The sequence below is a fragment of the Arthrobacter sp. zg-Y769 genome, from assembly GCF_020907405.1.
In the GTDB taxonomy this organism is placed as follows: Bacteria; Actinomycetota; Actinomycetes; order Actinomycetales; family Micrococcaceae; genus Arthrobacter_B.
The window spans coordinates 315,099-337,582 of the sequence record NZ_JAJJOE010000011.1; the positions used below are offsets into that span (position 1 = coordinate 315,099).

The following is a 22,484-nucleotide window of genomic DNA, read 5'->3' on the forward strand; positions in this document are numbered from 1 at the left end:
GCGGCCGTGTCCACCACCGAAAGTTCCTCCCCGCGAAGACTGCCGCAACCCGTCCCGAAGTGCTGGATTAGGAGTAATATCTCCTGCCGGTGCGCGCACCCTGAACCCACCCCGCGGGCTAGCTGCAGGGCGCGCCGCCGAGGGCGGCGGGGAGGGGCATGGGGAAGCCCGTCACATTTCCGCGTAATAGAAGCAGGCTGATAAATTCATTTGCCGGGCGCAATCGGTATTAACGAATGCGTGTGCCCGGAAAAGTCCTGAATAACTTGTTCTTCCAAAAGGTCCGGCATGCTCCAGTTTTTCCGCCGCTTTCCGCGCATCGGCGGGGTTCGGACGTCTATTTCAGACTGGTCCACCCTTTTCCACCGTTCCCCGTCCGGGTATGTCCTGGTCTCCGGGCGCGGCGTCATCCTGGAATCAAACGCTGCTTTTGCAGCATGGACCGGCAGGAACAGGAGCATATTGGCCGGGACCGCTTTCACCGATCTCCTTTCGCCCGGGGACCTGCCGGAGTACCAGCGCTGGAGCGCCGCCCTGACGGCCACCCCGACGGCGAGCCTGGACGTTGATTTCACGGGTACCGACGGTACCCGGCTGCCTGCCTTCATTTCCGCGGCCCGCATCGCACGCCGCGGCGGCACCGTGGACCTCATTAACGTGTTCCCGGTGCCCGGCGGGCACAGCTACGAACGCGACCTGGTCGACGCCCGCCAGCAGGCAGAAACTGCAGAAACCGCGCGCGGCGCAGCCGAACTTCGGGCACAGCAGAGGGAGTCCCTTCTGAAGACCATCCTGGACACCGTGGACGTCGGTGTACTGGTCGTGGATGACGAGGGCCGGGAAATCCTCGCCAACGCACGGATGGAAAGCAGCAGGCCGCTGATTCCGTCAGGCACATCCCACACCTTCGGCGGCGGCACGTGGCCCGTCTACGGCCCGGATCGGAAGACGCCGCTGCCGGACGAACAGCGTCCCATCCGCCGGGCAATTTCCGGTGAGTCCTTCTCGGAGCAGATCGTCTGGATAGGCACCGGACGGGGGCAGATGGCAGTCAGCGTATGTGCACGCAGGGTGCCGGATGGCGGTGACTTCAAGGGATCGGTCCTGGCGTTCAACGACGTCACGCAACTGGTGCGCGCACAGTCGGCGCAGGGAGAGTTCGTCGGAAACGTCTCCCACGAGCTGCGGACGCCCCTCACGTCCATCCTCGGCTACCTGGATATGGCCCTCGAGGCGGAGGTGGAGCTGCCCAACGCCGTCGAGACGGCCCTGCAGATCGCGGTCCGGAACGCAGAACGGCTGCTGCAGCTGGTGACGGACCTGCTGTCCGTGGCGTCCGGCAATGCAGCTTTGGAACTGCGGGAGGTGTCCCTTGCGCCCATGGCAGTCGCCGCCGTCGACTCCTTCGGTCCCCGCGCCCGGATTAACGGCGTGGAGTTCGACGTCGAGGTGCCCGCGGACCTGCGGGCGGTGGTGGACGCCGGGCGGATCCGGGAGGTGCTGGAAAACCTCGTGTCCAATGCGGTCAAGTACTCACCCGACGGCGGCAAGGTGCAGGTGCGGGCCCGGCGGCAGGAAGATTCCGTGGTGATTGAGGTGGCGGATAACGGGATCGGCATGACCCCGGAGGAGCAGGACCAGGTCTTCACCCGGTTCTTCCGGTCCGGGCAGGCGCTCACTGCGGCCATACCCGGAGCAGGGCTGGGGCTGGCGATCACGCGCAGGATCGTGGAAGAACACGGGGGAAGCATCAGTTTCCGCAGCGAAGCCGGGCAGGGGACGATCTTCACCGTGACGCTTCCGCTGGCAGGGCCGGGCTTGTAAACCTACTAAGTTTGCTTATCGTTAAGGGGCCAGATTCAACTCCAGGCGAGGAGGCAGCCCAGTGCGAGCGATGGTGTACCGAGGACCGTACAAGGTCAGGGTGGAAGAGAAGGACATTCCGCCCATAGAACATCCCAACGATGCCATCATCCGGGTCACCCTGGCGGCAATCTGCGGCTCCGACCTGCACCTGTACCACGGACTGATGCCCGACACCCGGGTCGGGCACACCTTCGGCCATGAGTTCATCGGTGTGGTCGAAGAGGTTGGGCCTTCGGTGCGGAACCTCAAGGTCGGCGACCGGGTGATGGTCCCGGCCAACATCTACTGCGGGTCCTGTTTTTACTGCGCCCGGGGGTTGTATTCGAACTGCCACAACGTAAACCCGAACGCCACCGCCGTCGGCAGCCTGTACGGCTATTCGCACACGACCGGGGGGTACGACGGCGGCCAGGCGGAATTCGTGCGGGTCCCGTTCGCCGACGTCGGACCGTCCCTGATCCCGGAGTGGATGGATGAAGAAGACGCGCTGATGTGCACCGATGCCCTGGCCACGGGATACTTCGGTGCCCAGCTGGGGGACATCGTGGAGGGCGATACCGTGATTGTCTTCGGTGCCGGCCCGGTGGGGCTGTACGCCGCAAAGTCCGCCTGGCTGATGGGCGCCGGTCGGGTCATTGTGATTGACCACCTGGATTACCGGCTGGACAAGGCGAGGACCTTCGCCCACGCCGAGACCTACAACTTCACCGAGTATGACGACATCGTGGTCCAGATGAAGAAAATCACCGATCACCTCGGTGCCGACGTCGCCATTGATGCGGTGGGGGCAGAGGCAGACGGAAGCTTCCTGCAGCACGTTACGGCGACCAAGTTCAAACTGCAGGGCGGTTCTCCGGTGGCGCTGAACTGGGCCATCGACTCGGTGCGCAAGGCCGCCACCGTTTCCGTGATGGGTGCCTATGGGCCGGTATTCAGCGCCGTGAAGTTCGGTGACGCCATGAACAAGGGCCTGACACTGAATATGAACCAGACTCCGATGAAGCGGCAGTGGCCGCGCCTGTTCGAGCACATCAAGGCCGGTTACCTCAAGCCCCACGAGATCATCACGCACCGGATTCCGCTGGAACACATTGCCGAGGGCTATCACATGTTCTCCGCGAAGCTGGATAACTGCATCAAGCCCGTCATCATCCCCGGATCCTGAAAGGAGGGACCCCGCAATGGCCTATACGCCCCAAAAGCCGGCCCTGACTCCCACGAGCGAGGAACTGCGTGCACGGATCCCGGGCTGGGGTGCCGACCTGGATCCCCGGGACCGTCCCGCGGTGCCCAAGCTGCAGTTTGACCAGACCCTCAGCGGTGCCCACTGGGAATTCCCGGAGCGCCAGGAGGAAAAGTATCCGCGGGAGCGGTCCATCGAGCACAAGTTCCTTACGCCCGTGTTCGGCACCTCCTGCCCGCCCAAGGGACTGTCCGGGGTGATGCGCAGGTACGCCTACCGCCGGTTCAGCGAGGCCCGTGCCGCGCACTGGCTGATCCTGCTCGCCGCGGACCGGGTGGACGCCGTGGAGAGCCATCTGGCCTCCTTCGTGACCCTGCACCCGGACAATCCGGTCACGGAAACCGGTGTGCTGAGCGAGTTCTCCCGCCACGGGTACTCCTCCCGGGTGGGCCGGAAGCGGGCGGACGTCAACCATCAGTGGATCGATCCGATCCTGGTCGGCGGTCCCTGGCTGCTGGCGGGCGCCGGGGCGGCCACTGCCGTGGGGGCAGTGGTGCGCAGGCTGCGGAAGTAGCCGTTTCCCAGGAATACTGGGCGGGTCCGGACCGGTTGGAATCCAAGACGGCAAAACCGAGGCGGGAGCAGACCATGGACGGCAGGGGTGTGGAACAGTACCGGCGCAGGATGGAACGGGCTGCGCAGCTGCGGGCCGCAGCTGCCGGCGGCGGCCTCGACGGGGAAGACGTGGAACGGGCGGCAGCGGAGGACGAGCTGCAGCACAAGCGCTGGAAGGTCGACGACGCCGCCAAGGCCGATTACCTGGTCCGCGACGCGATGGCACGGGGAGACTTCGACAACCTGAAATACGCGGGGAAACCTATTCCGAACCTAGGCGACGGCCATGACCCGGACTGGTGGGTCAAGGGGCTGATGCAGCGCGAGAACGTCACCGGGCTGGGTCCCAAGGCCATCCTGCTCCGCACCGAGGACGACGAACTGGACGCGCGGCTGGACACGCGGTGGACCGAAAAACAGGTCCGCGAAATCGTTGAGGACTTCAACGCACGCGTCATTGATGCGCGCCGCCAGCTGGAGGGCGGTCCGCCCGTGGTGACCCGTACCCGCGACGCCGAGCAGGAAGTACAGCGTTGGCGGGAACGGAAGACAGCCGCTGCCGAAAAAGAAGCCGCCGCCGCTCCGGAACCGGAGCAGCGGCGGCCGTGGTGGAAACGCCTTCGCTAGGCGCTAGGCGCTAAGCCTCAGACGGTGGTGGCGTCGTGGACCTCGCCCACGAGCTCTTCGATGATGTCCTCGAGGAACAGCACACCCGTGGTGTTGCCCTTGGCATCGAAGACCCGCGCCACATGGGCACCGGTGCGGCGCATGGTGTCCAGGGCATCCTCCAGCTCGCTGCCCCGGTAGGCGGACGCCAGGCGGCGGATCCGCTTGGCCGGCACCGGTGCGGCGAACTCGTCCGGCGTGGTGAGGTCCATAACGTCCTTCAGGTGAAGATAGCCATCCGGGTCGCCGTCGTCGTTGGTGAGGATGTAGCGCGAGTAACCGTGGACGTCCACGGCCTGCTGCAGGTCCGCGGGGGTCGCGGTCTCGGGCAGCAGCACCATCTGGCTGATCGGAACCTCGACGTCGGCCACGGTCTTCTCCGTGAATTCGAACGCAGCAGTCAGGGTGCCGCTGCGGTCGGAGAGCACCCCGTCGCGCGTGGACTGCTCCACGATGTTCGCGACCTCGTCCAGGGTGTAGGCGCTGGTGGCTTCGTCCTTCGGTTCCACCCGGAACAGGCGCAGGACACCGTTCGCAATGCCGTTCAGGGTCCAGATGACCGGGCGGACAATGCGGGACACCATCACCAGCGGCGGAGCGAGCAGCAGCGCCGCGCGGGTGGGCACGGAGAAGGAAATGTTCTTCGGCACCATTTCGCCCACCACCACGTGCAGGAACGTCACCAGGAGCAGTGCAACAACAAACGCGATAATCCCGATGGCGTCTGCGGACAACGGCGTCAGGCCCAGCGGGATCTCCAGCAGATGGTGGATGGCCGGTTCCGAGACATTCAGGATGACCAGGGAGCAGACGGTGATGCCGAGCTGGCTGGTGGCCAGCATCAGAGTGGCGTGCTCCATGGCCCACAGGGTGGTTTTCGCGGCCTTGCTTCCGGCTTCGGCCTTCGGCTCGATCTGCGACCGGCGGGCGGAGATAACCGCGAATTCGGCGCCGACGAAGAATGCGTTGACCGCCAGCAGAACTACGAGCCAGATGATTCCGGGCAGGTATTCACTCATGGGTCAGTTCCTTGGTCAGCGAGTCAACAATGCGGTCATGGGCGCTTACCGGGGTCTCCAATGAGCCCGAGGGGGTGAAGCGCAGCCGTTCGATGTGGTTTCGGACCACCCGCTCCACGCGGAGCGTGCCGCCCTCGATGTCCACTTCGTCGCCCAGTTCCGGCAGGCGGTCCAGCACGTCCGTGACAAAACCGGCGATGGTGTCGTATTCCTCGCCGTCCGGAACCTCGACCCCGGTGCGGTCCAGGAGCTCATCGGGCCGCAGCGCGGCGTCGAACGTGATGGCGCGGCCGGTGCGGACGACGCCGACGCGTGCGCGGTCGTGTTCATCCTCAAGTTCGCCGACGATTTCCTCCACGAGGTCTTCGAGGGTGACGATGCCGGCGGTGCCGCCGTGCTCGTCGGACACAATCGCCACCTGCAGGCCCTGGGCCCGCAGCAGTCCGAGCAGGGTGTCCACGCCCATGGACTCGGGCACGTGCAGCGGTTCCACCATCAGCTCGGCGGCGGTAACCGTTCCCCGGGCAGCCAGCGGAACGGCGAAGGCCTGCTTGAGGTGCAGCACGCCCAGAACGTCGTCCGAATCGCGCCCGATCACGGGGAAACGGGAATAGCCGGTTGCCGTGGCAACCGCGACCACCTGTTCGGCACTGTCGGACTCGTGGACGGTCCGCATACGCACGCGGGGAGTCATAACGTCTGCCGCGGAATGCTCGGCAAAGCGCAGCGTCCGGTTCAGCAATACTGCATGGTCCAGGTCCAGCACTCCTTCGAGTGCCGAGCGTCGGACCAGCGAGCTGAGTTCTTCGGCGCTGCGGGCGCCCGATAGTTCTTCCTTGGGTTCGATGCCGAAGGACCGGATGATGGCGTTGGCCGTGTTGTTGAACATCAGGATCACGGGCTTGAACACCGTGGTGAAGAGGCTCTGGAAGGGTACTACCAGCTTCGCGGTTGCCAGCGGGAGGGCCATGGCAAAGTTCTTGGGAACCAGCTCGCCGATGATCATCGAGAAGACGGTGGCGAGGAAAATACCGACGACGGCGCCGATCCCCGGCACGAGCCCCTCGGGAAGGCCCAGGGCGGTCAGCGGGGAACGCATCAGGGAACTGATTGCCGGCTCAAAGGTGTACCCGGTCAGCAGGGTGGTCAGGGTAATGCCGAGCTGGGCGCTGGAAAGATGCGTGGAAGTGATCTTCAGCGCGTTGATGGTGGGATTGAGGCGTTTCTCGCCCTTGTCGCGGCGGGCCTCAAGGTCCGCACGGTCCAGATTGACGAGCGCGAATTCGGAGGCGACAAACAGTCCGGTGCCGACGGTAAGGAGTAAACCCACGCCGACCATGAGCCATTCATACATGGGGCTGCCCCTCTCTCGCGATAGCCGATGCAGCCGGGGTAAACACAGTCTGCAGGTCGGTCAGGACGGGGAGGGGCATGGGTTTATGTGAGGGAGGGTCATCCATAGTCCAAGAAATAATACAGGATTCATCCGTTGGCCATTCCAAGGTTTGTCTCAGGAAGCAGCCGGTATCCGCATCGAGTCGGCTACCAGCTGCCCTGGTCGTAGCCATACGTCGGCTCATGGTTGGTGGAGGCCGCCACCCGGTGCTGGCGCACCAGACAGAACGGGTCATAGATTTCAATCCCCAGCCGGCCGGTGCCTGGCACGGGCTGGCAGAAACAAGTGCAGGGAAAGTTCACGGGCGCCTTTCCGGGCCCATGCATCAAGGCCCTCGAAGTTCTCTTAATCCGCAGCGGATGGCCTCGCGGGAGGCAAAAACCGTCCTACTTTCCTTGATACAACGCCTCCCCGCCCTGATCCAAAACGGGCGGCTCCGGAGCCTCCCCGCCCTTCCGGCCCCCATTGTGGGGCACGGGAAGCGGGGAGGCGGGGAAGCGGGGGGCGGAGGCCGCAACTAGCTGGTGGCCAGCTCCTTCACGGTTTCCATCAGGACGGAATCGAGCAGCTCGCCGGCGTCCTCTGCGGACGAGGAACGGGCGAGGGCAAGTTCCGAGACCAGCAGCTGCCGGGCCTTCAGCAGCATCCGCTTCTCTCCGGTGGACAGCGGATGGGTCTGTTCCCGGCACCACAGGTCGCGGACCACTTCGGCGATCAGGCGCAGCTCACCGGTGGCCATCTTGCCTTCGTTGGCCTTGAACCGGCGGGACCAGTTGTCCGGTTCCATCCCCACCGGCCCGCGCAGCACCGCAAAGACGGCCTGCACGCCGTCGTCGTCAATGACGGCGCGTACCCCTACGTCTTCGGCGTTGTCCGCCGGGAGCTTGATCGTCAACTCAGTTGCGTGGACGCGGAAGGTCAGGGTTTCCCGCTCCACCCCCTTGACGGTCATGGGTGAAATATCGGTCACGGTAACGGCGCCGTGGTGCGGGTACACCAAGGTCTGTCCGACGGTGAAATTCAAAATGACGTCCCTCTGTTCATTGGTTCCGAGCATGCTTCGGAAGCGGGCTCCCGAGACCGCTTGGACCTGACCATGCCGGTCACTAACGAAGGGTGACGGCCGGGCGGGCGGGCAATAGAGAAGGAGTCAATTTCCAGGCGAGGGGTGCAGATACTGCTTGGGAGGTTGACGGATTAGCCAATCACTGTCCGGTCCACGGTCCCCACGCTGTCAGGCCAGCTTATCCTCCCTGCGCAAGTGCCCCCTCTTGCCACCGCCCGGCAGTGGCCAATCCCACCGCACCGGCCCGCTTCAGGAGTCCTTCCGGGCGGCGTCGGGGTCGTCGGGCGCCTCCCTGCGCCGCCGCGCCACGAGCTCCTTGGTGCGCACCAGCCTCAGTGCCGTAACAAGCACCAGCCCGCCGAGCATGTTAAAGAGCAGGGTGTAGCCGAACCAGCCCAGCCATTCGAGGTACGTGATGTCCGCCCCGGAAAGGATGGCGCCGAAGATCAGCAGCGAATCCAGGATCGAGTGGAAAAGCTGCAGCCCCGCGAGGAGGAAACCGCCGATCACGGTCGCCACGATCTTCGCCGGGTCCGAATCTGTCCCCTGCTGCATGCGGCTCATCAGGGTGATGGTGCTGCCGCCCAGGACCGCCAGCGCGACGGTCTGGAGCGAAAAGGGCGCCTCGGTAAAGTGCGATGCCGAGGTTGCGACCGTTGGGGCCCACTGCGGAAACGCCACCATCACAATCCACATAAAGATCCAGCCGCCGGCCAGATTGGCGAGCAGGGTTCCGCCCCAGAGCTTCGCCAGAGATTTGATGCTGCCTTCTTTGGCAGCGACGGCGGCAACAGGCATCAGGAAGTTCTCCGTGAACAACTCACTGTGGGCCAGGAAAAGGGCAATCAGGCCGACGCTGAACGCCAGGCCCGCCAGTAGATGGTCTCCGGTTTCGTGCATCACGGCCAGATAGGCCATCACCCCCAGGCCAACCTCCATGCCGCCGAACACCCCGGTCACCAGGATGTTCCGGAAGGTGCGGTGCAGCCGTTCTGCGCCTTCGGTTACCGTGTTGTCGAACGATTCCTGAAGCTCGTCCTCGACCGGTGCGTCGGTTTCTCCGATTTCGCTGCGGCGTTCCTCGCTCATGGCGTCCTTCCGTACTGCCGGGTGTTCCGGGCGGGACTTAAACCATAGATCGGCCGCGGGCCGGAACAGGTCCCGAATCCGCAAAGCTGCCGCACGGACCGGGGACAGCAGGGGAAAATGCCGGGGTGCAAAATGGCGCTTTACGCTTACGCTTGAGCCAGCCACCGGCACCAGAGCCAAAGGACGCATCCATGGCAGACGCTTCGTCCCAGTTCCCCAGCGGGGATCTTCCGCGCCTCGCGCACCCGGACGGCAGCCCCATCCGGGCATTGGTGGTGGATGACGAGAGGAGCCTCGCGGAGCTGGTGAGCATGGGCCTGCGGATGCTGGGCTGGAACGTCGTTACGGCGGGTGACGGGCTCGGCGCGATTGCCGCTGCCCGCGAATTCCGGCCCGACGTCCTTGTACTCGACGTGATGATGCCCGGGGTCGACGGGCTGGAATCCCTGCGGAAGATCCGGTCCTTTTCACCGCAGGTCCCTGCCTTGTTCCTGACCGCCAAGGACGCATTGCAGGACCGCATCTCGGGGCTTGCCGCCGGCGGGGATGACTACGTCACCAAGCCGTTCAGCATGGAGGAACTGCTGCTCCGCCTGCACCGGCTCGTGCAGCGGTCCGGCGCCGCGGCGCCCGGCTCCGCGGAACTGGTGGTTGGCGACCTCGTAATGAACCTTGAAACCCGTGATGTCACCAGGGGCGGGGAGGAAATTGCCCTCACCAATACCCAGTGGGAGCTGCTGCGGTATCTCATGGAGAATCCCAAGCGGGTGTTGAGCAAAGCCCAGATCCTGATCAACGTCTGGAATTACGATTTCGGCGGCCAGGCAAACATTGTCGAACTGTACATTTCCTATCTTCGGAAGAAGATTGACGTCGGCCGCGCACCCATGATCCACACGGTCCGGGGCGCCGGCTACGTGCTCAAACCGGTGGCCCCGTGAGCGGAGCAGAAACGCGCGCAGGAGCCTCTGCGGGACAACCCGGACTGCGCAGCCATCCTTTGCGCACCAAGCTTATTCTCGCCACCCTCGCCCTCCTCACTGCCACCTGCGCGGCCCTCGGCCTTTTCAGCCATGTCGCCATGAGCCGGTATCTCACGGGAGTGCTCGACGACGGCCTGGAGCGTGCCGCCGGGAGGGCCGGGTTCCGGCCCGGTGCCGCTGCGGGGGACAACCAGGGCGAAGGCCAGCCGGCCCCGGGCCGCGCCGGTACGGACAACGGGGCCGGGCCGCGCGGGAACGGCAGCGAGTACGGTCAGCGTCCCGGCTCCCTCACTGCCCATTTTGAAGACGGTTCGCTCCGCAGATCCACGCTGGTGCTTGAAGACGGCATTGCAGTGCCCGTAAGCGGGCCGGATCTGGAATTGCTGGCCGAGGTGGACCCGGACCGCGGGCCCGAGCACATCGATTTGTCCGGCGGCCGCTACCGCGTGGACGCGTTTGTGTCGCCTGCCGGCCCGGCGGACGGGGTGCTGGTGACTGGGCTTTCAACGGCGCAGCGGGACAGTACCCTGGCCTCGCTGGATCTCACCATGGTCGTCCTGTCCCTCGCGGGCCTGCTCGTCACCGGGGTCGCGGGTACGGTCATCATCCGACGTTCCCTGCGCCCGCTGGACCAACTCGCCGCCGTCGCAACCTCGGTGTCGAAGCTTCCGCTGGCCTCCGGGGAAGTGGAAATTCCCGTTCGCGTGCCGGCTGCGGCAGCGCGGCCCGGGTCCGAAGTCGGGACAGTGGGGCTGGCCCTGAACGGCATGATCGATCACGTCACCAACGCACTCCGGGCCCGGCAGGCAAGCGAAATGAAGGTTCGGCAGTTCGTGGCCGATGCCAGCCATGAGCTGCGTACGCCGCTGACTTCAATCCGCGGCTATGCCGAACTGGTCCTGCTCAGCGAACAGGTCAGCCCGCCGGGCCGCTCCGCGCTGGAGCGGGTGGACAGCGAGTCCAAGCGGATGTCGGCGCTGGTTGAAGACCTGCTGCTGCTGGCACGGCTGGACGAGGGGCAGCGCGGCGAGCGGGCCGACGTCGACCTCACGGAGCTGATCGTGGAGGCAGTCAGTGACGCGCAGGTCTCCGCACCGGAGTACGGGTGGACGCTGATGCTGCCTGATGAACCGGTGGTTGTCTCGGCCGTCGAGTCCGAGCTGCGGCAGGTGCTCATCAATCTGCTTTCCAACGCCCACAAGCACACTGCACCGGCTACACGGGTGGAGATCGGGCTGCAGGCGGGGGCGGCCTGGACTACCCTGACCGTGACGGATGACGGCCAGGGGATCGACCCGGACTTCATCGATTCACTGTTCTCGCGGTTCAGCAAAGCCGATTCGGCCCGTACCGGCAACACGGGCAGCACCGGACTCGGCCTGGCCATTGTTTCCGCCCTGGTTACGGTCAACGGCGGAACGATTGAGGTCGAGAGTAAACCCGGCCGCACCCGTTTCACTGTGGTACTGCCGCTGGCTGGTGCGGTGGCGGTCTGAACCCCCGCGTAGTTATTGGGCCGGCTCGATCCAGTACCGCCGCTTCCCGTCCCTGCTGTCCTCAAAGACACCGCCGTTTTTCTCGATCACGGCGCGGGAGCCGGCGTTGTCCTCGGCACAGGTGATCAGCACCCGTGCAATGCCTAGCCCACGGGCAACCGGCAGGGCGTTCTGAAGCGCACGCGTGGCATGCCCCCGCCGGCGTGCGGAAGGCCGGACGCTGTAACCAATGTGGCCACCCTGCTCGAACAGGAAATCATTCAGGGTGTGCCGGATGGCAAGCGAACCCAGGAATTCATCACCGTCCACGAGCCAGAGATAGGTGCAGGGAACGAAGCCCTCCTGTCGCGGTGTATCCGGGAGCCGCTGCTGAACCAGACCATCGACGAAACCGGGGAACTCCCCGGCAATTTCCGTGTCAATGCGCTCTTTCGAGGTGTCCCCGTAGACACCGGAACCGTCCATCCATTCGCCGTTGAATTCTTCGGCCGCGGCCAGCCAGCTGTTCCGGAAACGGACATCAGGGGTAATCAGGGTTGCCATGGGGGAATTCTAAGGCTGTTCAGTTTGGTGGGTTTATAGGGATTCAACCAAATGGGCAGGATTACCAGCCCCGGGGATGAAAGACTGCCGTTTCATCTAAAAGTCGTTGGGGGGCGGGATAGCTTCGGGGCCATGACTCAATTCCTGAATTACACGCGTACCTGGGGCGCCTTCGATGGTGGCCTTCGCGTATGAGCACCGCCTGCTGGGCTAAGCAGACTCCCGCAGACAGGAAACGGACCGTATCCTCCGAGGATGGACCCGGTTCGCGTGTGTTTGGAGATATTCGTCGTTGCCTGCGTCGGAACCTGGGTGCTGTCCCTGCTCACCCGGGAATACTCGTGGACGGACCGCGTCTGGTCCCTGCTGCCTGTGGCCTACCTGTGGGTCTTCGCAGCCGCGTCCAACGGCGACCCCCGGGTAACGCTGATGGCTGTCCTGGTCACGCTGTGGGGTGTCCGGCTGACGTTCAACTTCGCACGCAAGGGCGGGTACGCCCCCGGCGGCGAGGACTACCGCTGGGGCATCCTGAAGCGTCGGTTGAAGCCTTGGCAGTTCCAGGCCTTCAACCTGCTGTTCATCAGCGGCTACCAGAACTTCGTTATCTGGATGATTACCCTGCCGGTGCTGACCGCCTACCAACACCCCGCACCGCCCACCGGGTGGGACTGGCTCCTGGCCATCCTCTTCCTGGCCGCATTGGCCGGGGAAACACTGGCGGACCAGCAGCAGTGGAACTTCCAGCAATGGAAAAAGGCCCTGCGGACCGCTGGACGAATTCCGTCGGCGAACTTTCTCCGGACGGGACTGTTCCGGTACTCGCGCCATCCGAACTTCTTCTTTGAACAGCTTCAGTGGTGGCTCTTCTATGGGTTCGCGGTCATTGCCTCGGGTGCCTGGCTGCACTGGACCCTCGCCGGACCGGTCCTGTTGACCCTGCTCTTCGCCGGGTCCACCGCCTTCACTGAGAGCATTTCCCAGGCACGCTATCCCGAGTACGCCAGGTATCGGCGTCGAACCTCAGCCATCATTCCGCTTCCCCCGCGGCTGGGGTCAAAGCACGCCCGCTAGGCGGGAAGGCAGGGGAGGAAGCTGCCTCCTGTCCCAGCAGTCACAGGAGCACCAAAGGGTGGGATCCTGTGCGGCGGAGCGAGTCGCCGGACACCGATCCGCGCCGGCAGCTGTCACCTCGGTCACATTCGACGGTTTCGGGAATGGGAAGCTCTTCTACAGGTGTTGAATAGGGCAGGATAGAAACGAACCGGCGTTCCTGGCGAACCACTGGGCCGGCTATATCCAAAAAGCTTGCGGCGTCCCCCAGCGCCGCGGCACGGAAGGGCTTCGCTTCGGCGGGGCCCTTCCGTGTATCTGAGAAGATAAGTCCCATGCCCGGACTGCACCGCCCCAAGCCGCAACGGCACTCACCGTCGGACGAGCCGCGGATAACGCGCACCCGGGACGCGCTCGAGGCAGGCCTGTGGGAGCTGCTTCGGGACCACGAACTGGCGGAGATCAGCGTGGCTGCGCTCTGCCGGCAGGCCGGAGTGCACCGCACCACCTTCTACGGCCACCACCGCAACATTTTCGACTTCGCAGGGTCGGTGTACGCCGGCGTCGTGGACCGGCTGGGCACGGTGGAGCTGGATCAACGCGGCACCGGTCGAACGGTCGCGGAGATTGGTGACCTGTACGTCGAGTCCATCCGGCAGATCCTGCAGCACACCAAGGCCGAGCAGCGGGTCTACCGGGCGCTGTTCCACACCGAGACCTTCCTCGGGATCCTCGCCGACCAGCTGAACGTGCGGATTCTCCTGGCACTGCATGTCTGGCAGGCCCACAACGTGCCGCCGGCCCTGGACCTGGACGCTACCGCCGCTTTCCTGGGCGGCGCCTATGCCTACTGGTTCGAACAGTGGGTGGTCAGCGACGACGACGACGTCGAGGCCCGGCTGGCCTCGCTGCGTTACCTGCTCCCGTGCTGGTGGCCGAGGGACGGCTTGCCGGAGGCCTAAGGCGCCGCCCGCGGAGTTCTTCCCGCCGGTCCGCAGGCCTAGAGCCGGTGCAGGGACCCCCGCAGCGACTCCAGATCCGGATAGCCGTTGACCGCCATGGTCAGGTCCGCTTCCGCGAGCAGGCTGCGCATGACGTGGGTGATCCCGGCCTGCCCGCCCGCCGCGAGGCCGTAGACATAAGGCCGGCCGATGCCCACCGCCGTCGCGCCCAGGGCCAGCGCGCGGAGGGCGTCCACGCCGGACCGTACGCCGGAGTCGAAGAGCACGGGGGCGCCGTCGGCGGCCTCGACGACGCCGGGCAGGCAGTCGATTGCCGGGATGCCGCCGTTGGCCTGCCGTCCGCCGTGGTTGGAGCAGTAGATTCCGTCCATGCCGCCGTCGAGCGCGCGCCGGGTGTCCTCGGGGGAGCAGATGCCCTTGAGCATGATGGGCAGGGAGGTCAGGGAGCGGAACCAGGCCAGATCGTCCCAGGTCATGGTGGGGTTGCCGAACAGCGAGGCCCACAGCATTACTGCGGCCGCAGGATCGGTTGATCCCTGCTCAGCCAGGAGCTTGCGGAACCGGTCATCGGTCAGGTAGTTGGCCAGGCACTGACCCGACAGCATCGGCAGGTAGGCGGCGCTGAGATCCCGGGGCCGCCAGCCGTTCACCCATGTATCCAAGGTGATGACGATGCCCGAGTAGCCGGCTGCTTCGGCGCGGTGCACCAGGGACTCAGCCAGTTCCCGGTCCGTCGGAGGATAGAGCTGGAAGAAGCCCGGGGTGTCCCCGGCTGCCGTCCGCACCTGTTCAAGCGGGGCCTGCGAGAGGGTGGACGCCACCATGGGGATGCCCAGCTCCGCGGAAGCGGCAGCAGTGGCCAGGTCGCCGTCGTCGGCCACTGCGCCCAGCACTCCGACGGGCGCGAAGAACAGGGGAGAAGGCACCCGGTGCCCGAGCAGATCAATACCCATGTTGCGCTGGGCAGCACCCACCAGCATGCGCGGCATGATGCCCAGCCGCTCGAACGCGGCCACGTTGGCGCGTTGGGTGTGCTCATTTCCCGCACCGCCTGCCACGTAACCCAGGATCCGCGGATCCATCCGGCTGCGGGCCAGTTCCTCCATGGCGGCGAAGCTCATGGGCAGCTCCGGCAGGGCTCCGCGTGCGCCGTTCAGGTAGATACCAAGCTGATAATCGCCGTAGTTCGTGCTCATGGAAGCTCCGCCTTTTCTTTCCGGCCGCTTTGCCGGATTTCCGCTTTGCCCCGGATGCTACCCCTGCTGGGGCGGGACATCCTGCCGACCCGCGGCAGCCCGGATCCACCGGTTCCGCATTTACGGCCGGGCAGAATCTATTTCTTGGCGTCTTGCGAGCCTGCGCTTTTGAATCGCCACATTGGCCATGACATAGATGATAAATCCGCCAAAGCCGATGGGAAGTAATGTGAAGAGTAATACCCCGTATCCACTTTCTTGTCCCTCTACAACTGCCCTAGTTGGATCGGAAGGATCATAAAACACTGTGAACTCGGTGCCGTACATGTTTTCGGCAAAAGCGGCCTCGGGGCCGTCGGATTTTACCCGATATCTCTTCGGCGGCCCTTGAATAGTGTATTTCTCGCCACTTTCAGACGTGTAGGTGAGCTCCGGAAAGGCACATGTTTTACGCTTTCTACACGAACCGAAGTATGCATCCGTCACGGTAGCAACCGTTTGGGTACCCTTTGACAGCAAACGTTGATGTCCATGCGCTTCGGCGAACCCTAATACTCCTCCTATGAGGCCAAGGCTCAGAAGTGCGATTCCAAAAATCCAAACGGCTATTACGCTTCCGGCACCTGCCACAGGCTTTGTTGCTTTGTGGGAACAAGGCCCGGAACACTTGTTGCATCCCTCACCGGGAAGTTTTTCTTTTACACCGGAACCCGTAGTGATTTTCATGGTTATTCCCCCGTTTGCCGCGGCTTAACCCGCGGTGACCTGGAACTGGTTGCGCCAGTCCGTGATCAGCCATTCGCCCGCGCTTTCGCCGGGCCTGGAACAAAGCGTCATGGACGCAGAGACAATCTGTGTATCGGTGCCCGGTTCGCCCGCCCCGGGCGCCACTTCCATTTCAGCATCCACGGAAATCTCGGTCACGATGCTCTTGCCGTCGTCGGCCAGCCAGACATCGAGGACTTCGACCTCCAGCACCGTGAAGCGTGACCGGTCCGGTTCGTAGATGTACCGGTAGGAATCGCCGTAACGCTCCTGGTGGAAGGTGCTCTGCAGGACAATTCCGCCAAAGGGCGCCCCGTCTTCCAAGCTGTTCCGGGCCATGCCTTGGAGTTCCGGGGCAATCCGATGCCCGTTGGCGTCCCACCACTCCTGGGGTGCCCACGCACCCCCGTTAAGCGGGGAGTCGAGCCCTTCCTCGACCATAAACGCGAGGTTGTTCCGGTGGGCTTCCTCGATTTGCGCCTGGGAGTAGAGGGAGAACAGCTTCGGTTCCACCGCGGCCGGATCGAGGGTCCACGCAGGATCGTCATCGGCAAGCGAGATCTGCAGGTAGGTTCCGTGTGCCGTCTCTACGGTGCCCTTGACGGCCAGCCCCTTCGCAGCGGAAGCGGACGACGTCGTTGTTGGGCTCTTCGTTGGTGTTGGCGACGCGGTGGTCTTCGCCTTGGGGGAAGGCTTCTCCGCAGGTTTCCCGGCGGGGGACGCCGACGGCGAGCTGGAGGGGGTGGAGCTGCCGGCACCGGTGTCGGCCGGGCCGTTTCCGCAGCCGGAAAGGACGGTTACCAGTAAAGCCAAACCTGCCGCCGCAAAAGCCGGGCGCGGGCCGGTTGAAATACCCATGATCACGATTCCCCCCAATCGGAACACCACACCGGTCCCCGGCGCGGAAGCGCCAGTATAGGCCGGGAATACCGGCCGGGACCTAAACCGCCGGGTGTCCCGGCGTGTTTGCCGGGGATGACATAACAGTAGATAAGGGTCTAGTTACAGGGGTCAGTTTGTTAGGAGGGGAGCCGTGTCAGGTGAGGAACTTGTCCGGCGTCAGCGGCAGGTCCCGGATTCGGGTGCCGGAGGCGTTGTAGGCGGCATTGGCAATGGCCGCAGGGCTGCCCACGATCCCTATTTCTCCGATGCCGCGGGCGCCCAGCGGGCCGGCATGCTCGTCACGGTCCTCGATCCACAGCGCCTCCATGTCCAGCACGTCCGCGTTGGTGGGGATGTGGTATTCCGCAAGGTCGGAGTTCACGAAGATCCCGAACCGGGGATCCAGAACCCCCTGCTCGTGCAGCGCCATGCCCAGGCCCATGGTCATGGCGCCGAGGAACTGGGACCGGGCCGTGCGCGGGTTGATGATGCGGCCGGCCGAAAACACCCCTAGCATCCGGGGGACCCGGATCTCCCCGGTATCCGCGTGGATCCGGACCTCGGCGAAATGCGCACCGAAGGAATACAGGGCAAGGTCCGCAGCCTCCGGGTCTTCCGGTGGCTGCGCTTCCGTCTGGGCCCCGGGGGAGGGATGCTCGCCGTGATCCTCCCGGAAGGCGCGGGCGGCGGCAATGATGGTGCCGCCCCAGCTGGCCGTCCCCGAGGACCCGCCGGCCACACTGGCGGTCGGGAACCGGGTGTCACCGATGCCCAGCCGGATCCGGTCCACCGGCACCCGCAGGGCATCGGCGGCGATCTGCGTCAGGGCGGTCCAGCTGCCGGTGCCGATGTCAGAGGCACCGATCTGCACCGAGTAGACGCCGTCCTGCTCGTACCGGATCCGCGCCGTGTTCGCGGGCTGGCGCATAAAGGGATACACGGCGCTGGCGGTTCCCATCCCCACCAGCCAGCCGTCCTCCTGAACGGAGCGTGGGCGGGCCACCCGGTTCTCCCAGCCAAAGCGCTCTGCGCCGAGGTCGAAGCATTCCAGCAAATGCCGGCTGGAGAACGGATTGCCGGTTTCCGGGTCCACCTCCGGTTCGTTGCGCCGGCGCAGCTCGATCGGATCCAGGCCGGCCGCCGCCGCCAGCTCATCCATGGCCACCTCGGGTCCGAACATGCCCGGGCATTCGCCGGGGGCCCGCATCCAGGACGGCACTGGAATGTCCAGCGGTGTCAGCCGCGTGGTGGTCCGCCGGTTGGGGGAGGCGTACATCATCCGGAACGGTGCCGGGGTCTGCTCGGCGAACTCCTTGATCCGGGAGGTGTGTTCCAGGATGTCCAGCGACATGGCGGTGAGCCGTCCGTCGTCGGCCGCACCCAGCCGGACATGCTGGATGGTGGGGGTTCGGTGGCTGGTCAGGGTGTACATCTGCTGCCGGCTGACCGGGAACTTCACCGGCCGGCCGTCCGTGACCTGAGCGGCCAGGGCAGCCATCACCACCTGAACGTGCGGCATACCTTTGGAGCCGAAGCCGCCGCCCACGTGCGGGGCGATGACGCGGACCTGCTCCTCTTCAAGACCCAGCACCTGCGCCAGCGTGCCCCTGACGGCGTGGACGCCCTGCGTGGAGTCCCAGAGGGTCATGACAGTCCCGTCCCACTGCGCCACCGTGACGTGCGGCTCCAGCGGGTTGTTGTGTTCGGGCGGAGTGGAATACGTCGCGTCGATCCGCAGCGCGGCCGTGTCAAAGGCGCCGTCAAAATCGCCCTGGCTGCTGTCCGTCGGGGTGCCTGCATTCAGCTCCTCGGGGGCGTACAGCGCAGGATCGTCTCCGTGCAGCTGGGCGGTGAACGGTTCCTCCGTGTAAGTCACCTGCACCGCAGCGGCTGCCTCCCGGGCGGTTTCCGGAGTCTCGGCCAGTACTGCGGCCACTATTTGCCCCCGGTAGCCCACGCTGGTGTCCTGCAGGACCGCCAATTCCCGGTCCGAGCTGTCTGCCAGCCGCGGAGTGGTCTCCGCCGTAAGGATGGTCAGGACCCCGTCGAGGGCCTCCGCTTCTGCGGTTTCCACCCGCTCCACCCGGCCGCGGGCAATGGTGGAAAGTACGGGGTAGAGGTGGACGGGGTTCTCCACCGGCTGTTCGTAGGCATACGGGGCGGTGCCCCGGACCTTCAGTTCACCGTCGAGACGTTCAAACGGAGTACCGATGGCGGAAGCGGGCATCAGCTTGCTCATGGTCACTTCTCCCAGCCTGCGTCATCCGGTCCTGACGGCCCTTCCGGATGGTCCGTCCCCGGTGCACTGGCGTCCGGCCCGGCGGTGCCGGTCAGATCCCGCAGCACTGCGGCCAGGGTGTTCCGGACCATGGGCACTTTGAAGCCATTCCCGTTGAGCGTCTCGGCGTGCCTTAGCTCGGCATCCGCGGCGGACCGAAAATTGTCCTCTGTGGCTGCAGCCCCGCGGAGCACCGCTTCGGCTTGGAGGGCCCGCCAGGGCTTGTGCGCCACTCCCCCCAGCGCTATCCGTACGTCCCGGATCACCGGGACGGCGGCGTCGTCGTCGTCCAGTTCGAGTGCCGCGGCCACGGAAACCAGGGCGAAGGCGTAGGCCGCACGGTCGCGGACCTTGCGGTACGCGGAACGGGCCGGTGCCGGCGGGAGTTCAACGGCGGTGATCAGCTCACCGTGGTCAAGCACCGTGTCCTTCTGCGGTTCGTTGCCGGGCAGCCGGTGCAAATCTGACACGGGGAGTACGCGTTCGCCTGCGGGACCCATGACGACGACGGCGGCATCCAGGGCGGCCAGCGCCACCGCCATATCCGACGGATGGGTGGCGACGCAGTCCTCGGAGGCACCGAGGATGGCGTGGTACCGGGTGTAGCCCTCCACCGCCGAGCAGCCGGTACCGGGCTCCCGCTTGTTACAGGGCGTGGTGGGGTTCTGGAAGTACACGCAGCGGGTGCGCTGGAGCAGGTTTCCGCCGGTGGTGGCCAGGTTCCGCAACTGGCCGGAGGCTCCGGCCAGCAGTGCCTGGGACAGTGCAGGGTAGCGGCTGCGGATGACCGTGTTGGCTGCCAGGTCCGCGTTGCGCACATTCGTACCGATCCGAACCCGCCCGTCCTCCTGTACGTCCACTGTGTCCAGCGGCAGCCGGGAGATGTCCACCAGCAGGGTGGGTTGGGCGACGCCGAGCTTCATCCGGTCCACCAGGTTGGTGCCCCCGGCCAGGAAGGCGGCCCCAGGGGTGCCGCTCACCAAGGCGACGGCCGACGCGGCGTCCTCGGCGCGGTGATAGTCGAACGGAATCATGCGCGTTCCTCCGGGTGCTCGGGCATCGATTCAGCGGTGGGCGAGTCCGTCACTACCGGAACCTCCGGGTTGGCTGCTCCGTCCCGCCGTGCCGCGGCTGTTTCGGCGGCCTGCCGGACGGCGGCAACAATGTTCACATACGCCCCGCAGCGGCACAGGTTTCCACTCATGCGCTCGCGGATTTCAGCATCGGTGAGGTCTATGCCGCCTTCGGCCTGCAGATCCTCCGTGGCCGTGGATGGGTGCCCGGCGGCGGCTTCCTCGATGATGCCGGCGGCGGAACAGACCTGTCCGGGGGTGCAGTAACCGCATTGGAACCCGTCCTGTTCCAGGAACGCGCGCTGGACCGGGTGCAGTTCGCCGTCGGGCGTGCCGCCGGCCAGGCCCTCGGACGTAATGACCTCGGCGCCGTCGTGGGCCACGGCAAGGGCGAGGCAGGAATTCGCGCGGCGCCCGTCCAGGAGGACCGTGCAGGCGCCGCATTGGCCGTGGTCGCAGCCCTTCTTGGGGCTCGTGACGCCCAACTGGTCCCGCAGTGCGTCCAGGACCGTGGTGCGGGTATCCACCGTCAGGCTGCGTGGTTCGCCGTCCACCTGCAGGGTTATTCGGGCCTCCATGAGATGTGGACCACCTCTCCCTCGCGGTTTGTTCTGGCAACTTACCGGAGGAGATGTGGTGAAGACAACCAACGCTGCGGCCAATTTGCGATTATCAGCACCCTTATAATTTAGAAGGACGGGTTCAGAAGCGGGCCGTAGGCAAGATCCTGGTTGGAAGCACCCAGTTCCACCGCTTTTGGGTCCTTTTTCTGCGTCTTCTGCAGGGGGAATCCGGTCCATATGACGGACGTGACGATCAAGGAAAAGAAGAATGACTGACGCAACACGGGAAACGCCCAACGAATCCGCAAACGGTCCGGCCACCGGTGGGTTGCCGCTGGCCGTGGCAACCTTGCCGCTGCAAAGCGACGCAGTGGAGGTGCCGTCGTATGACCCCGAAAAGCTGCGCGCCGGCGTCGTCCACTTCGGTGTCGGCGGATTCCACCGCGCCCACCAGGCCGTCTACTTCGACCAGATTGCAGCCAAGGGGCTCAGCCAGGACTGGGGGATCATCGGCGTCGGCCTGCACCGCCGCGAGATGAAGGAAGTGCTTGCAAACCAGGACAACCTCTACACCGTCGTAGAGCGGGGCGAAGACCACCACCACGCCAGGATTGTCGGTTCCATTGTTGAGTACCTGTACGCACCCGAAGATCCGGAAGCCGTACTCACCGCGCTTGCTGCCGAGAGCACCCGCCTGGTGACGCTCACCGTCACCGGCACGAGCTACCACGTTGACGCGCACACCGGGGAGTTCCTGGCTGAGGACGAGGAAATCGCCCGCGACCTGCAGGGCGACGGGCCGCCCGAAACCGTCTTCGGCTACCTCGTGGAAGGGCTGCGGCGGCGCCGCGCGGCCGGCATCAAACCGTTCACCATCCTGTCCTGCGACAACGTCCAGGAGAACGGCAGGACCACCCGCACCGCCGTGGTGTCCTTCGCGCGGCTGCAGGAACCGGACCTGGCGGATTGGATCGAGGAAAACGTCAGCTTCCCCTCCAGCATGGTGGACCGCATCACCCCGGCCACGTCCCCCGAGGACCGGGACGACATCGCGGAGGAGTTCGGCGTCGAGGACGGCTGGCCCGTTCTGACCGAACCGTTCCGGCAGTGGATCATCGAAGATAAGTTCTGCAACGAGCGTCCTCCGCTGGACCAGGTCGGCGCCCAACTGGTGCAGGACGTCGAACCCTTCGAGCTGATGAAGACCCGGCTCCTGAACGGCAGCCACTGCGGCCTGGGCTACTTCGGCTCGCTGCTGGGCCACAGCAGCAGTGACGAAGCAATGCGCGACGACGACGTCCGTGCGTACGTCCGCGGGCTGATGGGTGAAATCATCCCGCTCCTGCCGGATGTGCCCGGAATGGACCTGGCGGACTACCGGGAGACGCTCATCAGCCGTTTCTCCAACCCCGAGATCAGTGACCAGCTGGAACGGCTGGCCCGCCGCAGCTCCACCAAGATGCCCTCCTACGTCCTGCCCTCCCTGCGGGAAGCCCTTGCCGCCGGCCGCGAACACCGCCTGCTGGTCCTCACCGTTGCCGGCTGGATCGAGTTCCTCGGCGGCGAGGACCTCAACGGAGATCCGATCGATGTCCAGGACGCGCTCCTGGCGGACCTGCGCCCCCTGGCTGCCAACAAGGACGTCACTGCGTTCGTTGCGGATGAAGCGATCTTCGGCGATCTGGGCGGCAACCCGGAGTTTGTTGCCGAACTGCAGGAGGCCCTGGACGGACTACGTGCCCGCGGACCGCGCGAGATGATTGAACAGAGCCTGAAAGCCGAAAGGAACTAAG

Annotated in this window: 21 protein-coding genes; 9 read left to right on the forward strand and 12 right to left on the reverse strand. The window is 65.2% G+C overall.

The annotated features are described in order from the left end of the window. Nucleotides 1-288 precede the first annotated feature (288 nt). The 4 genes from LOC60_RS12255 (at nucleotide 289) to LOC60_RS12270 (ending at nucleotide 4,291) form a co-directional block, all read left to right on the forward strand. The gene (locus tag LOC60_RS12255) at nucleotides 289-1,824 is read left to right on the forward strand and encodes an ATP-binding protein (protein ID WP_230025501.1); all 1,536 of its coding nucleotides are present in this window, start codon (nucleotides 289-291) and stop codon (nucleotides 1,822-1,824) included. 61 nt (nucleotides 1,825-1,885) lie between these two features. Then, nucleotides 1,886-3,031, forward strand: coding sequence for a zinc-dependent alcohol dehydrogenase (locus LOC60_RS12260; protein WP_230025503.1), 1,146 nt, complete (start codon nucleotides 1,886-1,888; stop codon nucleotides 3,029-3,031). 16 nt (nucleotides 3,032-3,047) lie between these two features. Continuing rightward, nucleotides 3,048-3,623 (forward strand): hypothetical protein, encoded by a 576-nt coding sequence (locus tag LOC60_RS12265; protein ID WP_230025505.1) that lies wholly within the window; start codon nucleotides 3,048-3,050, stop codon nucleotides 3,621-3,623. Nucleotides 3,624-3,697: 74 nt separating this feature from the next. After that, the gene (locus tag LOC60_RS12270; protein WP_230025507.1) at nucleotides 3,698-4,291 is read left to right on the forward strand and encodes a J-domain-containing protein; all 594 of its coding nucleotides are present in this window, start codon (nucleotides 3,698-3,700) and stop codon (nucleotides 4,289-4,291) included. A 17-nt stretch (nucleotides 4,292-4,308) separates the two neighbouring features. Here LOC60_RS12270 and LOC60_RS12275 read toward each other — a convergent pair whose 3' ends face one another. The 5 genes from LOC60_RS12275 to LOC60_RS12290 form a co-directional block, all read right to left on the reverse strand. Then, complete coding sequence (locus LOC60_RS12275) at nucleotides 4,309-5,349, reverse strand: hemolysin family protein (RefSeq protein ID WP_230025509.1); 1,041 nt, start codon at nucleotides 5,347-5,349, stop codon at nucleotides 4,309-4,311. Next, entirely contained in the window at nucleotides 5,342-6,703 is a 1,362-nt protein-coding gene (locus LOC60_RS12280; RefSeq protein WP_230025511.1) for a hemolysin family protein, read from the reverse strand. Before LOC60_RS12280 ends, LOC60_RS12275 begins: the two co-directional genes overlap by 8 nt. 188 nt (nucleotides 6,704-6,891) lie before the next feature. Next, nucleotides 6,892-7,014, reverse strand: coding sequence for a hypothetical protein (locus tag LOC60_RS16215; protein ID WP_269440198.1), 123 nt, complete (start codon nucleotides 7,012-7,014; stop codon nucleotides 6,892-6,894). A gap of 248 nt (nucleotides 7,015-7,262) precedes the next feature. Further along, complete coding sequence (locus tag LOC60_RS12285) at nucleotides 7,263-7,769, reverse strand: CarD family transcriptional regulator (protein WP_230025513.1); 507 nt, start codon at nucleotides 7,767-7,769, stop codon at nucleotides 7,263-7,265. Nucleotides 7,770-8,060: 291 nt separating this feature from the next. Next, on the reverse strand, nucleotides 8,061-8,900 hold the full coding sequence (locus LOC60_RS12290; RefSeq protein WP_230025515.1) for a formate/nitrite transporter family protein: 840 nt from the start codon (nucleotides 8,898-8,900) through the stop codon (nucleotides 8,061-8,063). A 191-nt stretch (nucleotides 8,901-9,091) separates the two neighbouring features. On the opposite strand from LOC60_RS12290, the gene LOC60_RS12295 reads away from it, so the two are divergent. Continuing rightward, complete coding sequence (locus LOC60_RS12295; RefSeq protein ID WP_230025517.1) at nucleotides 9,092-9,841, forward strand: response regulator transcription factor; 750 nt, start codon at nucleotides 9,092-9,094, stop codon at nucleotides 9,839-9,841. 59 nt (nucleotides 9,842-9,900) lie between these two features. Then, nucleotides 9,901-11,379, forward strand: a complete 1,479-nt coding sequence (locus LOC60_RS12300; RefSeq protein ID WP_230025518.1) for a sensor histidine kinase — start codon at nucleotides 9,901-9,903, stop codon at nucleotides 11,377-11,379. Between the two features lie 12 nt (nucleotides 11,380-11,391). On the opposite strand, the gene LOC60_RS12305 is transcribed toward LOC60_RS12300, so the two are convergent. Further along, a complete protein-coding gene (locus LOC60_RS12305; RefSeq protein ID WP_230025520.1) occupies nucleotides 11,392-11,922 on the reverse strand; it encodes a GNAT family N-acetyltransferase in 531 nt (176 codons plus the stop codon). A 255-nt stretch (nucleotides 11,923-12,177) separates the two neighbouring features. Here LOC60_RS12305 and LOC60_RS12310 point away from each other — a divergent pair, with 255 nt between their 5' ends. After that, nucleotides 12,178-12,993 carry a DUF1295 domain-containing protein gene (locus LOC60_RS12310; RefSeq protein WP_230025522.1) on the forward strand — a complete coding sequence of 272 codons (816 nt, stop codon included), beginning with the start codon at nucleotides 12,178-12,180 and terminating at the stop codon, nucleotides 12,991-12,993. A gap of 314 nt (nucleotides 12,994-13,307) precedes the next feature. Then, entirely contained in the window at nucleotides 13,308-13,934 is a 627-nt protein-coding gene (locus tag LOC60_RS12315) for a TetR/AcrR family transcriptional regulator (protein ID WP_230025524.1), read from the forward strand. A gap of 38 nt (nucleotides 13,935-13,972) precedes the next feature. Here LOC60_RS12315 and LOC60_RS12320 read toward each other — a convergent pair whose 3' ends face one another. The 6 genes from LOC60_RS12320 to LOC60_RS12345 form a co-directional block, all read right to left on the reverse strand. Next, nucleotides 13,973-15,130, reverse strand: coding sequence for an alpha-hydroxy-acid oxidizing protein (locus tag LOC60_RS12320; RefSeq protein ID WP_230025526.1), 1,158 nt, complete (start codon nucleotides 15,128-15,130; stop codon nucleotides 13,973-13,975). A 120-nt stretch (nucleotides 15,131-15,250) separates the two neighbouring features. Further along, entirely contained in the window at nucleotides 15,251-15,856 is a 606-nt protein-coding gene (locus LOC60_RS12325) for a DUF3592 domain-containing protein (RefSeq protein WP_230025527.1), read from the reverse strand. Between the two features lie 24 nt (nucleotides 15,857-15,880). Then, complete coding sequence (locus LOC60_RS12330; protein WP_230025529.1) at nucleotides 15,881-16,753, reverse strand: hypothetical protein; 873 nt, start codon at nucleotides 16,751-16,753, stop codon at nucleotides 15,881-15,883. Nucleotides 16,754-16,931: 178 nt separating this feature from the next. Continuing rightward, entirely contained in the window at nucleotides 16,932-19,016 is a 2,085-nt protein-coding gene (locus LOC60_RS12335) for a xanthine dehydrogenase family protein molybdopterin-binding subunit (RefSeq protein ID WP_230025531.1), read from the reverse strand. Nucleotides 19,017-19,018: 2 nt separating this feature from the next. Next, the gene (locus LOC60_RS12340; RefSeq protein ID WP_230025533.1) at nucleotides 19,019-20,089 is read right to left on the reverse strand and encodes an FAD binding domain-containing protein; all 1,071 of its coding nucleotides are present in this window, start codon (nucleotides 20,087-20,089) and stop codon (nucleotides 19,019-19,021) included. Then, nucleotides 20,086-20,706 (reverse strand): (2Fe-2S)-binding protein, encoded by a 621-nt coding sequence (locus LOC60_RS12345; protein ID WP_230025535.1) that lies wholly within the window; start codon nucleotides 20,704-20,706, stop codon nucleotides 20,086-20,088. The genes LOC60_RS12340 and LOC60_RS12345 overlap by 4 nt, the downstream gene beginning before the upstream one ends. Before the next feature lie 253 nt (nucleotides 20,707-20,959). Between LOC60_RS12345 and LOC60_RS12350 the strand changes: the two genes are divergently transcribed. Then, on the forward strand, nucleotides 20,960-22,483 hold the full coding sequence (locus LOC60_RS12350; protein WP_230025537.1) for a mannitol dehydrogenase family protein: 1,524 nt from the start codon (nucleotides 20,960-20,962) through the stop codon (nucleotides 22,481-22,483). Nucleotide 22,484: the final 1 nt, after the last annotated feature.